Here is a 12,481-nt window from a genome sequence, read left to right on the forward strand (position 1 = left end):
GCTCCTCAGGACACCGATCTGAGGTGGTGATGCTGCCCAGGAAAGAGTCTCGCGATGCCCGACCTCACTGCCGGAGTTCCGTCGACACGCTGTGCAACTGGTCCAGCCACGGGAGCAGCCGATCACCGAGATCGCTGCCGACCTCAGCGTCAGCGAGTCTTGCTCTGGCCGCTGGGTGCCGGTGATGGGTGCGTCGGAAAGCATTTCCGGCGACGTCGTCGGGATCTTCGAACAGCGGCAGGTGGTGTCGGGGAGCGACCAGGACGTGTCCAGGGTTGACCGGCTGGTGGTCCATGAACGCGACGACGTGGTCGTCCTCGTGAACCCCACTCGTCTCGAGCCGCCCCTCGATCAGACGGCAGTCGCTCTGCTCGTCGCAGCTGGTCGTCTACCCCACACCGCGAAGTCCCCACAGCGAGGACAGGGGGCGCTGCCGGCGGTAGTGGAACTGGAACCGCTCACGATCACGTCCCCGCGATCCCTGTCGCCCCGGTGGGCATGAGATCCCCCACGCTGATGCCCCGTTCATCCACGACGAGTTCCCGCACCACGTTCTCGTGATGGCTACCACGCATCCGCTGGACGTGGATGCCGCGGTGAATGGTGGCCCCGACCTCCTGCAGCCGCAGCACGATGATCGTGTCCACCAGACCGGTGAGGTTGTCCGCCGTGCTGGCGCCGCCGGCGGGAGAGGAACCCGGGTGCAGCGCCGGCGGGGTCGCGGTGATGAACGTGGCGAGACCGATGCTGCGCACGTAGGCCGTGATCGCCAGCAGGAACCCCCGGTAGGACGGCTGAGAACCCAGGCGCTCCAGCGCTGAGAGTCCATCCAGCACCAGTCGGGTCGGATGCAACCGCTCGATGAGTCCCTGGAGCTCCACCAGGTGATCATCGAGAGAGGCGACCTCGGGGTAGAACGACTGGATCGACACTCGGCCCGGCTGATCGTCTGATGGGTCCGCCGTGGGAGAACTGCCCGTCGATGAGCTGCCGAGCGCCCACTCGTAGTGCTCGAGGTCGCATCCCAACGCCGCACCGTTGGCCAGAACCTGTTCACGAGATTCTTCGTAGGCCATGACCAGCACCTCCTCCCCCGACCTCACGCCCTCGGCGGCGAACTGGGTGGCCAGCATCGTCTTTCCCGCCCCCGTGGGACCGGCCACCAGTGTGGTCGATGCACGCAACAGTCCACCGTGGGTCAGTTCGTCGAGACCGGCAACGCCACTGGAGACACGCTCCCGAGGAGCGTGGGAGGACGGGGCCGCGTCGGGGACGTCGACTGCTGCTGACGACGCAGCGGGCGAGGACGGAGCGGGCGGGGACGCAACTGCAGGTGTCGGCACACTGACGGGCAGCACCCGCAGGCCTTCGCCGGGGACGACGGTGAACGCGACGTCGCCCTTGTGGTGCATCGCCCCCCGCATCTTCAGCACCTCTACGGTGCGACGGCGGAACGTACCCTCCCGGACGTTGCGCAGGAGCACCACGTTGTCGGCGACGAACTCCTCCACCCCGTAGCGGGTGAGGGAGCCCCCGGGATCGTCTTCAGTCTCGACGGTCAGCACCACCGTCAGGGCCATCGCCCGCAGTCGCAGGACCAGGGTGCGCAACAACTGCCGCGCCAGCACTACGTCCTCGTGCAGGGAAAGCACCGCGCTGAGACTGTCCAACGCCAGGCGCCGGGCCCCGGTACGGTCCACCGCGGCACCGATCTGAGCGGCCAACGTGTCCACGTCGTAGTCCGGTCGGGCACTGGTGTCGGTGGGAGCCAACGGGGAGCCATCGACGAAACGCCAGTCCCCACGGGCTTCCCACGCGGCCACGTCCCAGCCCAGGGTGGCGAAGTTCGCCCGCAGGTCCGCAGCCGGCTCCTCCAAGGTCACGAACACCCCGGGCTGACCCGAGCGGACCCCTTCGGCCAGGAACTGGGCTGCGAACAGCGTCTTCGCCGCCCCTGCCGGCCCCGCGACCACCGTGGTCCGCCCCAGCGGCAACCCACCCATCGCGACGTGGTCGAACCCGCCGATGCCGGTGGCGACCTTGGTGATGGCCGCACCGGACTCGTGGCCGTCGTCCCCCAGCGCCAACCGCCCTGCCAGTCGGGCCGATGCGGCCGGCATTCCCGGCGACGGAGAGGGCAGGGTCGTGGAGGGCGGGGTCGAGGAAGAGAACGAGGACCCTCTCCGTGGAGCATCGGTCATGAATCTCTCCGGTCTGCGTCGGTCCGAGCCGCGGCGCCGTTGCTCACGGAGTGCGCTTCTGCCCGCAGCAGCCGGAACCACACCGTCTTACCACCTTGGGGATGACTGACCATGGACCAGGAATGCGCCAGCGCCCCCACCAGACCCAACCCCCACCCACCCTCACGATCACCGTAGGGAGTCTGCAAGGACGTCACCCGGTCCTGATCGTGCACACCGACGACCACCGAGGTGGCTGCGACGACCACCTCGACGTTCACGATGGTGCGGGCGTGCAGCACGGCGTTGGTGACCAACTCACTGGTCATCAGTTCCAGCGATTCTCCGGTCTCCACCGGCAGGTCGGGGACGTGGGAGCGGACGAAGCGGCGTGCGGCCGAGACCGAGCGTGGTGAGGGCTCCAGCGTCAGGCGGTGGCACGCCTGAACCGGGTCATCGTCGGGCAACGTGCCCACGACGAACTGGACGCTGATCACGACACCCCTCGTTCTGGAGACGCTGAAGTACGCCCCGCTCTCGATCTCACCTTCAGCAACCAGCCAACCACGAGAAGCAACGATGCGCCTCGGCAGTTGCGGGCTCGAGTGCCAGTCCGACCAGCATCGACGAAGGCATCTTGACCACGCCGGCCGGGCAAGGGCGCACGAAGACGCATCGCGCCTCGTGCTCTCCCTCCACCGACCACGGCGTACCCCGTCTTGGAGGACGCCCCCGGCGGCGGCATCGGGGAACCGGGGTGACCGGTTGACACCCGCAGAGACCGGCGGCGCCTCGGTCTGAGTCGTACCCGCGCGACATCAACCTTCTGCAACGGTGAAGTACCTAGGAGCCAGCCTGCTGGCCACCTCACCGCATCCGAGGAACACCTCGGACGATCCGTGGTGTCGTCAGCCGCAGCAGTCGTCTCCGCACCCGCACCTGCCCGCCACCACGTGTCCACTCGACGCGTCGGCACCCGGCACGCTGGCGTGCGGTGCGCAGCACCCTTCCCCGCGCCAGGCCTGCCGGCCCTCCTTCACCGCGATGACGGCGATGACCAGCCCCGCGATCGGGGCCGCCCACGACCAGCCCACCACGGCGTTGACCACCAGCCCCACCAGCAGCACCCCGGAGAGGTAGGTGCACAGCAGCGTCTGCTGGGAATCGGCCACCGCGGTGGCCGAACCCAGCTCACGTCCGGCCCGGCGCTGGGCCGCAGACAGGAACGGCATGACCAGCAGACTCAGCGCGGCCAGCCCGATCCCCACGCTGACGTGGAGGGCCAACCAAACACTCCAGTGGACTGACCCGGCCGCGCCCCGAAGTCCAGCAACCTGGAGTGCTGCGGCCTGGCGCCTCACACCATGGCCCAGCGTCGCCCTCAGCCCGCTGCAAGTACGACGCGCATTCTGCTGATGCCGCTCACGTGAAAGTCTCCAGTCCTGCTCACTGGAATTCCCCACCCGTGTGGCTCCGCAGAACCAGGCGGAGCCCCTCCGAGGCTGGTGGTCTCTGACCACGCACCAGCACTCGAAGGAACTCCTGCAGCAGATGCTGACACGGGAGGAAGACATCGTCCCCCGCAAGCGGGAGGTGCCCCCAGCCCACGCACTCGCCGCCCAAGGCATCACGATCTCCGCGATCGCCCGCCACCTCCGTCGAGACCGCAAGACCATCCGCGCCCACCTGTCCGGCGAGCGGACCGCCGGGGTTCGCGCCAAGACCATCCCCGATGCCTTCGAGCCCTTCGTCGACTACGTCCGCGCCCGTCTGACCGAAGACGCTCACCTGCGGGTCAGCGCCCTCTCCGACGAACTCGAACCACTCGGCTGGGGCGGCGGATACTCCACGCTGACCCGTCAGGTCCGCGACCGCGGCCTGCGCCCACGGTGTGAGCAGTGCCGGAGCCTGAAAGACCGTCCCATCGCCGTCATCGACCACCCGCCCGGGGCGGAGACGCAGTTCGACTGGGTCGAGTTGCCCGACCCGCCCGCGCACTGGGGGGGTGGGGCAAGCACGCCCACCTGCGGGTGGGAGCCTCATCGCACTCCGGACGCTGGCGGGGAGTGCTGGTGGAGTCGGAAGAACAGGCCCACCTCGCCGGCGCCCTGCACCAAGTGGCCGACCGTCTCGGCGGGCCCACCCGGGCCTGACGCTTCGACCGGATGTCGACCGTCGCCGCGCCGGGGTCGGGGAGGGGTGACGGCTACGTTCGCCCGCCTGGCCAAGCACTACGCCGTCACCGTCGAACTCTGCCCATCCCGGCGCGGCAACCGCAAGGGTGTCGTCGAGAAGGCCAACCACGCCGCCGCGCAACGCTTCTGGCGGTCCCTGCCCGACACGATCGACGGTGGGGACAGGTCGAAGCCGATCACCGTCGAGCAGGCCCAGGCCCAGGCCCGACGCCTGGTGCGCCGCCAAGGGCGATGCGCGTCTGCGGGTGATCCTCGAACCTGACGGGACCCACCGGCGCACCACCGTCGGTGAACTTGCCGCCGCGGAACCGTTGCGGCCATTGCCATTACCGTACCCGGTGACGGCGACCGTGGAACGGATCGCATCGGCGCAGGCCTTGATGTCCTACGGCGGAAACTCCTAGTTCGTCACACCTGAACTGGCCCGCGCCGCCGTTCTCGTCACCGTCGTCCACGGCGCCGATCACCTCGCCATCGCCCCGGCCGCTTCACCGGCGGCGGTCGTGGCCCGCTACCGACTCGTCGCCGCCGGGACCGGCGCAACGGTCCGCGATGACCATCACGTGACCGCGTTGCACACCGCCGCGACGACCGCCGCCGCCGCCGGGAGTGAGACGAACCTGCCGCACCGGCATGAGCGTCGGGTTCCACCCGGCGCGATTGCAGTGCTGGCCGCACAAGCCATGCAACGCAACATTAACGGCCAATTCAACGGTCAGCTCGGACATGTCCCTGGACAGATGGCCCTGGTCGAGGACGCTGGCCGCTTGAGCGAGTCGGACGCTGCTGTCGTCGACCTCGAACGCTACGCCGCGATCGCGGTAGGACGGAACACCCTGCGATGAACGCCCAAGACCTCAGCACCCCCAACACGACGACGCCGGCCAGTCTCCACCAACAACTGGGCGCCCACCTCGCCACCCTGCGCCTGCACGCCGCCGCGCAACACCTCCCCGCCGTCCTCGACCAGGCCGTCACCGAAGGCCTGTCGATGACCGTAGCTCTGGAGAAACTCCTGGCTCTTGAGGTCGCCGACACCGAAGCACGCCGCTTGGCCGGGCGACTGCGGTTCGCCTCCCTCCCGACCCCGGCGAGCATCGAGAACTTTGGCCTGAGCACCGCCGCCGGCATCGACCCGCACCTGCTGCAGGAACTCGCGACCTGCCGCTACCTCGAGACCGCGACCAACGTCCTGCTCATCGGGCCACCCGGTGTCGGCAAGACCCACCTCGCCGTCGCCTTGGCCCGCAATGCTGTCGAAAGCGGCTACCGCACCTACTTCACCACCGCCGCCGATCTCGTCGCCCGCTGCCACCGCGCGGCCATCGAAGGCCGCTGGAACTGCACGATGCGCTTCTTCGCCGGACCGACTCTGCTCGTGATCGATGAACTCGGGTACCTCCCGTTACCGGCCAAGGCTGCCTCGCCTCTGTTCCAAGTCGTGTCCCAGCACTACGCGAAAACCTCGATCATCCTCACGACCAACCGCGGTGTCGCGTCCTGGGCGAGATCCTCGGCGACGCGACCGTCGCTGTCGCCATGCTCGACCGGCTCCTGCACCGCTCCGTCGTCCTCAACCTCGACGGCGACTCCTACCGCCGCCACGGCCGCCGTCGCGTGAGCGCAAGGTCATCCGGGGATGCGCGGCACCGGGCATGCCGCGTTCCGCGGCCAGTTCGGCGTGGTCGTCGGCAGGTCTTCACGCCACCAGTCGGCACCACACCGTCTTCCCCTCACCAGCTGCATCATCGGTGTCGTTGTCGGTTCCGGTATCGATGCCGGTGGTGTGCCGGCCGCCGATGTGGTGGTGCTCCACCCCCCACTCAGCACTGAGCAGGTCCACCAGATGCACCCCACGACCACCCACCGCTTCGGGCTCAACCTCGCGGGGGCGGGGCAGGTCAGCGCTGCCGTCGCTGACCGAGACCAGGACACTGACCGGACCGGTGCACTCGATCCTGACCATGATCGGCGGTCCGCCGTGACGCACCGCGTTGACGACCAGCTCCGTCACCAGCAGGTGGACCCGCTCACGCTCGACGCTGTCGTGGGTGGTGCACCAGTGCTCGTCGATGAACACCCGAGCCAGTCGCCCAGAAGCCAGTTCCGCGGGCAGGGTCACTTGTGAAGGCGGGGTGATAGCGCACACGCGTTCATCGTCAGGTCAGTGCGGAGGCCTCGCCCCTCCAAGACACCCTGAACCGCAGATCCGACGTGCAGGATCGAACTGCAGACCTAGCGCAGCGCCACCACCACCGCGGTCGGTCACGCTGTCGGGCCGGACTCGACCGTCGTACCGGTACCGACGCCGGCAGCGGTGTGAGACCAGGTCATCAGCCCACCTCGATGCTCACAGACAGTTTCCACCGGCGTGTCCGCTCGAAGTCGTGCTGCGCCACCGGGGGCCGATCAGGTCACCTTCTAGTTGAGCACTTGAACATTGCTAGCTGCCACCCGATCCTGACTTGGACGGCGAACCTCACTCTCGCCACCAAGCACGACTCCAGCAGCGATGAAGGGTCCCCACGACATGACGCACACCAACCTGGCGGCCACGGACGGCAACCGGGTACAGGTCCCCACCGACTGGTTCGCAGACGTCCTGCGAGCCACCGCCGACGGTGAGCGTCGAGCGATCGTGGAGGACGCCGCCGGCCACCGCTTCGTCATCGTCTCCGAGGCCCACTACCGCGCACTCGAGGACGCCGAACGTGCCCAGTCCCAGTCACCAGGTCACCCCGGAGTCACCCTGACCGCCCGCGAGCAGGAGATCCTGCAGCTGATCGCTGAGGGCTGCCCCGGTGCCGTCGCCGCCGAACGCCTCGGCCTGGCCCCCAACACCGTCGCCCAGCACCTGGTCTCGGTGCGCCGCAAGTACGGCGTCCACTCCTCCGCCGCTGCCGCCGCCCTCGCCCGCCAGGGCGGTCTCATCTCCTGACCCGACCTTGCACAACCGACCCTGGACAATCCGGCGTTGGACAACGCAGCCTTGGACAACGCGACCCTGATGACCCAGCCCTCAAGGCACAACCACCCGCTAGGTCGCAAGGGTCTGCTGCGTGGATCGGTGACAACCGAGCCAGCACCGGCACCTGCCGCCGGACCTGAAGACCTGAACGTCACCCCGTCCACCTGGACGGCTTCAAGCCGCTCTGCTGGGTATCGCTCCGGTCTGCATCGCTGTCTCGCACCCGCTGACCCTCTTCGTCGCGGGTTGCTCACCCTTGTTGCGGTTGCCCACCCCTCCACCCGACCCGCCCCGGTTCTCGCGTGGTCGTTCTCACGCCTCCGCTGGTACAAACGTTCTCAGGGCCACACGTCTCCTCACGAGGGCGCTCGAGCGAGGTGAACGCCAGCCCGTCTGAGACCTCGGCAGAGCCTTCGAAGGAGGGTGCAGTGGACAGTGGGATCGATCGCGAGCACCGTCTGCACCTGCGCGCAGAGAAGGTCGCGGACCTCATCGAAGCACTGTGGGGCGACTCACCACCTCTGGGACCAGACCCGAAGCTGAGCACCTTCATCGACGCCCTGGGCGGTGACGACGAGCACGGCCGCCAAGACCACACCGTCGTGCACGGCGACGGACTGACCTACCGCCAACTCGTTGCCGCCCTGCTGGACAGTGGATCACGCGCTCAAGCCCTCGCCCACCTCCCCGCGCCGCTGCTGGAGCGTCTCCTCGCCGCGGGGGCACTCACGGTGGCCCCGGTCAGCATCGGGATGGCCGCCCTGCCCGCCGCGCACACCGGCGCCTGGGACTTCGACGCCGTCACCGGCCTGGTCAGCTTCGACGCCGAAGCCGCCCGCCTGATGGGGCTGACACACCACGGCGGCCAAGGCACCCTCGACATGGCCCGAGCAGATCACGTGCACCCCGACGACCGAGCGCTCGTGGCCGCCGCGCTGGACGAAGCGTTGCGGACCGGACGACGCTATGAGACCCGGTTCCGGTGTGCGATGCCCGACGGCACCTACGCCTGGCGCGCCAGCCGCGCCCGAGCGTTGAACCCTGTCGAGTCGGCAGCCACCACGTCCGGATACGGCGGTCCGGATCGCCGTGCACGTGTTCGCTACCGTCCACAGCTCTCCGGCGTGCATCCCTCGACTGACACGACGGCCTCGGAGGGGATTCGTTGGACGCGTCTGATCGGCTTCATCGCCGCCGACGAGTAGACCGCAGACGGCCTTCACCACGCCCGCCTGCTCGACAGCGACATGGGTGGTCAGCACCACTGGGCGCATCGAGTGCTCCATCACCTAGTGTCCTCCGCCGGAGATCCGCTGCAGAAGTCGCCCGAGTGACGCCAAGATCTGATCCGCGGTCTTGGTCCAGACGAACGGTCTCGGATTCTCGTTGCAGTCCGCGACCCAGGCGCGCAGATCAGCTTCCAGGGCCTGAACGCTGTGGTGATCGCTTCGGCGCAGCAGATCGTCAGTGACGTAGGCGAAGAGGCGCTCGACCTGGTTCAGCCACGAGGAGTAGGTGGCGGTGTTGTGCATGTGGAACCGGGGGTGCTTGTGGGTGCCGTAGTTGTCGCAGACGACGTGCACGTCGAGGTCGTCAGGGACAGCTTGGTGAGGAACTTCTTGAACTCCACCGCCCGGTGTCGACGGTGGGTCGAGGCGATCACCGTGCCGTCGGCGATGTTCAGGGCTGCGAACAAGGTCGTGGTGCCGTGTGCATGCGGGGACGGACGTAGTCGTGGGTCCGCTTCTCCGGCATGCCCGGCATCATCGGGAACGCCGGCTGAGAGCGGGCCAGATCCTGGACCTGGCTCTTCTCATCCACGCAGAGCACCACCGCAGCCTCGGGCGGGTTCAGGTAGAGGCCGACCCTCATGTGTCGACGTCGTGGACCTTCTCCACGAACAGTGGGTCGTTGGACAGCTTGAACCCTTCAGCCCGGTGCGGCTGGAGGCCGAACGCCTTCCAGATCCGCCCGACCGTGGACTCGCTCAACCCGCTGCGCTGCGCCATCTTCGACCGCGACCAGTGCGTCGCGTTCTTGGGTGTGGCCTCCAAGGTGGCGACGACGACGTCCTCGACCTGGTCGGTGGTGATCGAGGCCGGTCGGCCCGGTCGAGGTTCGTCGCTCAGGCCGTCGAGTCGGTCGGTCACAAACCGCCGCCGCCACTTGCCGACGGTGGCCTCGTTGCAGCCCAGCCTCTCGGCGACCTCACGGCTGGATGTGCCTTCGGCGCAGGCCAGGATGAGCCGCGAACGGAGCGCCAGGGCCTGGGCTGAGGTGTGTCGCCGGGTCCAGCGTTGCAGTTGCTCACGTTCGTCGTCGGTGAGTACGAGCTCGGCCTTGGGGCGTCCAGTACGAGGCATTCCCGCCACTGTACTTCCGTAGCGTATCTCCGGCGGAGGACACTAGACAGCCGAAGCGGCATTCGAGTGAATCTTCGTCTGATCGCTTTTTCAATCGGCATCAAGCGTCGATTCCCCAGCGTGCGTCCCCTTCCCCGTCGGTCTCCCACCTTGCAGCGCAGCTTGATGGCCCTGGTGCTCGTCCCAGTGCTCGGGTTGGTGAGCGTCGTCGGCGTCGTGGTCGACCAACGCCGGGACGTCTCTGTAGCCGCGGAATCGGCCGCGGCGCAGGTGCGCGCGGCCGTCCTGCTGGACACCGTCCGCGGCAGCGTGGCCCAGGAGGTCGTCCCGGTCCTGGCCCAGTCGGTGCTGAGCGAGCCCACCACCGCCTCCGCGCTCGGCCTCGACGCCTCCAGCATCGCCGGCATCGCCGCCCTCGCCGGGCCGGCGATCACCCAGCAGCTGCACAGCGTCCAGACCGCCACCGACGAAGCGGTCACCGCGACCACCGGGACCCCCGCGGCAGCCGAAGCCGCAGCCGCCGCGCGGACCGTCGCCGCACTGCGCGAGAGCGCCACCGCAGGCGGCGACGCCACGGCCACGTTCGACTCCTACCGGCAGGTGGTCGCGGACCTGACGGGGCAGGTCGACGCCCACCTCGACGCCGCCCGCGATCAGTCCCTGGACGGTCCGGGAGCCCGTGCTGTCGCCGACCTCGACCGGGCACAGGAGGCCGCGACCTACGCCAGCCTCGAGGTGCCGCTCTACCTCGGCTCGGTCTCCCTCGACGCCGCCACCGCGGCGGACGCGCGCTCCTCCTTCCTGCAGGCCTGGGGCGGGTACCGGGCCGCGGACGCCGACCTCACCGCACACGGCGGTGCCGACGCGGTCGCCGGGTGGCGCACCGCGACGACCGGGGACGCCGGGAAGCAGGTCGACGAGATCACGAACGCCGCCGCTCTGTCCGGCTCTGCGCTCTCGCTCCCCCAGTTCTTCACCCTCACCACGGCGAACACCGCCCGCAACGCGGCCATCCGCGGGGCCGTCGTCGAGATCGGCGACCGGGCCGTCGCGGCCACCTCGCGACCGGCCCGACGGGCCGCTGAGGACCTGCGCCACCTGCTGCTCGCCGCGCTGGTGCTGCTCGTGGTCACCGCCAGCGTGATGGTGGTGGTGCACCGCTTCATCGCTCGTCCGCTGCACCGCCTCGCCGCCCAGGCCGAAGCCGTGCGCGACGGTGAACTCCTCGACGTCGCCGAAGGGGGACCGCGTGAGGTGCGCACCGTCGCCCGAGGACTGGCCGCGACCGTCGCGAGCCTTCGGCGGGTACGCGCCCAGGCTCAGGCCGTCGCCGACGGGGAGATCACCTCCGACCTCGTCCGGGAACCCCTGGCCGGGTCCTTGGGCGCGGTCGTGCACGCCTCGATCACGCAGATGATCAGCGCCATCCACGAGCGGGAACGGCTGCAGGCCAGCATGGCTCACCAGGCTTCCCACGACGCTCTGACTGAACTGCCCAACCGTGCGGAAGCTCTCGTGCTGATCGAGCGGGCGCTGCACCGCTCCGCCCGCCACGACCAGCCCGTCGGTCTGCTCTTCGTCGACCTCGACCACTTCAAACAGGTCAACGACTCCTACGGCCACGCCGCGGGTGACGAACTGCTCCGCGTCGTCTCCGCGCGGATGGAGGCGACCGTCCGGGGCGGGGACGCCGTCTGCCGCCTCGGCGGGGACGAGTTCGTCGTCGTGGTCGAACCGGCCGAGGACCACCGTCAGCTGGTGGAACTCGGTGAGCGGTTGATCGCCGCGGTGTCGGCTCCCGTGCTCCTCGGCGATCGAACCGCGCGCGTCGGGGCGAGCATCGGCGTCGCCGTGAGCGGCGCGCAGACCACCTCCGAACGTCTCCTGCAGGAGGCCGACGCCGCAGCGTATCGCGCGAAGGGCAGCGGCCGGGGTGTCGTGGAAGTCTTCGACGACGAACTGCGCCGAGAACTCAGCGCCCAGGCCGAGACGGAGGAAGCACTGCGCGAGGCTCTGCTGGGTGGGGAACTCGTACTTCACTACCAACCAGTGCTGGACCTCGCGACCGGCGGCACCGCCGGGGTCGAGGCACTGGTGCGCTGGAACCGCCCCGGTCACGGACTCGTACCCCCCGATGAGTTCATCCCCACCGCCGAACGCTCCGACCTCATCTGCGACATCGGCCGCTGGGCCCTGGGCCGGGCCCTCGACCAGCTGAGCTGGTGGGACACCGCGGGCGGGGAACTCGCAGGTCTCACCGTCGCGGTGAACATCTCCGGTCGACACCTCGCCGCCAGATACCTCCTCGACGACGTCGCCGACGCACTGGCGCGCAGCGGGATCGACCCGTCACGACTGACGCTGGAGATCACCGAGACGGTCCTGGTCGACGAACCCACCGCGCTGGACCAGCTCAACGCGTTGCGCCAGTTCGGGGTCCGGATCGCCATCGACGACTTCGGCACCGGCTACACCTCCATCGGCCAACTCCCCCGACTGCCCGTCGACGTCCTGAAGATCGACCGGAGCTTCGTCTCGACACCCGGCGAAGGACACGCCGACCTGGTCCGCCTCGTGATCAGCGCAGCCCACAGCTTCCACCTCGGAGTCGTCGCCGAAGGAATCGAGGAGGACGGGCAGCTGCAGTCCTTGATCGACGCGTCCTGCGACAGTGGACAGGGGTTCCTCTTCGCCCGACCTGTCGACGCCGCGGATCTGGCCCTACCCCGAAGGAAAGTTTCTCCCCAGCCTCCCTTCGCCGGCGCGAGGTAAGAA

At 68.9% G+C, this 12,481-nt stretch carries 10 protein-coding genes and 3 pseudogenes; 6 read left to right on the forward strand and 7 right to left on the reverse strand.

Annotated features, from left to right (window positions below):
- Positions 1–64: 64 nt before the first annotated feature.
- From OG218_RS26555 to OG218_RS03545, 5 genes and pseudogenes are all read right to left on the reverse strand, one after another.
- On the reverse strand, positions 65–295 hold the full coding sequence (locus OG218_RS26555) for a hypothetical protein (RefSeq protein WP_442906357.1): 231 nt from the start codon (positions 293–295) through the stop codon (positions 65–67).
- 169 nt (positions 296–464) lie between these two features.
- The gene (locus tag OG218_RS03530; RefSeq protein WP_328291821.1) at positions 465–2,120 is read right to left on the reverse strand and encodes an ATPase domain-containing protein; all 1,656 of its coding nucleotides are present in this window, start codon (positions 2,118–2,120) and stop codon (positions 465–467) included.
- A gap of 77 nt (positions 2,121–2,197) precedes the next feature.
- Positions 2,198–2,677: an ATP-binding protein gene (locus OG218_RS03535; RefSeq protein WP_328291822.1), complete on the reverse strand. Its 480-nt coding sequence runs from the start codon at positions 2,675–2,677 to the stop codon at positions 2,198–2,200.
- Between the two features lie 411 nt (positions 2,678–3,088).
- Positions 3,089–3,529: pseudogene (locus tag OG218_RS03540) on the reverse strand (cation transporter); the annotation flags it as partial.
- 97 nt (positions 3,530–3,626) lie between these two features.
- Positions 3,627–4,121: a hypothetical protein gene (locus OG218_RS03545; protein WP_328291824.1), complete on the reverse strand. Its 495-nt coding sequence runs from the start codon at positions 4,119–4,121 to the stop codon at positions 3,627–3,629.
- A 258-nt stretch (positions 4,122–4,379) separates the two neighbouring features.
- Between OG218_RS03545 and OG218_RS03550 the strand changes: the two genes are divergently transcribed.
- The 3 genes and pseudogenes from OG218_RS03550 to istB form a co-directional block, all read left to right on the forward strand.
- A complete protein-coding gene (locus OG218_RS03550; protein ID WP_328291825.1) occupies positions 4,380–4,637 on the forward strand; it encodes a hypothetical protein in 258 nt (85 codons plus the stop codon).
- A 301-nt stretch (positions 4,638–4,938) separates the two neighbouring features.
- Positions 4,939–5,220 carry a hypothetical protein gene (locus OG218_RS03555; protein ID WP_328291826.1) on the forward strand — a complete coding sequence of 94 codons (282 nt, stop codon included), beginning with the start codon at positions 4,939–4,941 and terminating at the stop codon, positions 5,218–5,220.
- Positions 5,217–5,974 (forward strand): annotated as a pseudogene (gene istB / locus OG218_RS03560) (IS21-like element helper ATPase IstB); the annotation flags it as partial. The gene OG218_RS03555 and the pseudogene istB, both read left to right, overlap by 4 nt.
- Positions 5,975–6,074: 100 nt before the next feature.
- On the opposite strand, the gene OG218_RS03565 reads toward istB, so the two are convergent.
- Positions 6,075–6,497, reverse strand: a complete 423-nt coding sequence (locus OG218_RS03565; protein WP_328291828.1) for an ATP-binding protein — start codon at positions 6,495–6,497, stop codon at positions 6,075–6,077.
- Positions 6,498–6,905: 408 nt separating this feature from the next.
- Between OG218_RS03565 and OG218_RS03570 the strand changes: the two genes are divergently transcribed.
- Both OG218_RS03570 and OG218_RS03575 read left to right on the forward strand, forming a co-directional pair.
- Positions 6,906–7,313: a response regulator transcription factor gene (locus OG218_RS03570; RefSeq protein WP_328291829.1), complete on the forward strand. Its 408-nt coding sequence runs from the start codon at positions 6,906–6,908 to the stop codon at positions 7,311–7,313.
- Between the two features lie 407 nt (positions 7,314–7,720).
- Entirely contained in the window at positions 7,721–8,548 is an 828-nt protein-coding gene (locus OG218_RS03575; RefSeq protein WP_328291830.1) for a PAS domain-containing protein, read from the forward strand.
- Positions 8,549–8,632: 84 nt separating this feature from the next.
- Here the strand turns inward: OG218_RS03575 and OG218_RS03580 are convergent.
- A pseudogene (locus OG218_RS03580) lies at positions 8,633–9,706 on the reverse strand (IS630 family transposase).
- A gap of 165 nt (positions 9,707–9,871) precedes the next feature.
- On the opposite strand from OG218_RS03580, the gene OG218_RS03585 reads away from it, so the two are divergent.
- Positions 9,872–12,478: a putative bifunctional diguanylate cyclase/phosphodiesterase gene (locus OG218_RS03585; protein ID WP_328296209.1), complete on the forward strand. Its 2,607-nt coding sequence runs from the start codon at positions 9,872–9,874 to the stop codon at positions 12,476–12,478.
- The last annotated feature ends 3 nt before the right edge of the window (positions 12,479–12,481 follow it).

This window comes from Kineococcus sp. NBC_00420 (assembly GCF_036021035.1).
GTDB lineage: Bacteria > Actinomycetota > Actinomycetes > Actinomycetales > Kineococcaceae > Kineococcus.

Coding starts and splice junctions, on each gene's coding strand:
- OG218_RS03530 (WP_328291821.1), bottom strand. CDS start 2,120: ATGCCGGCCGCATCGGCCCGACTGGCAGGGCGGTTGGCGCTGGGGGAC.
- OG218_RS03570 (WP_328291829.1), top strand. CDS start 6,906: ATGACGCACACCAACCTGGCGGCCACGGACGGCAACCGGGTACAGGTC.
- OG218_RS03585 (WP_328296209.1), top strand. CDS start 9,872: ATGGCCCTGGTGCTCGTCCCAGTGCTCGGGTTGGTGAGCGTCGTCGGC.
- OG218_RS26555 (WP_442906357.1), bottom strand. CDS start 295: ATGGACCACCAGCCGGTCAACCCTGGACACGTCCTGGTCGCTCCCCGA.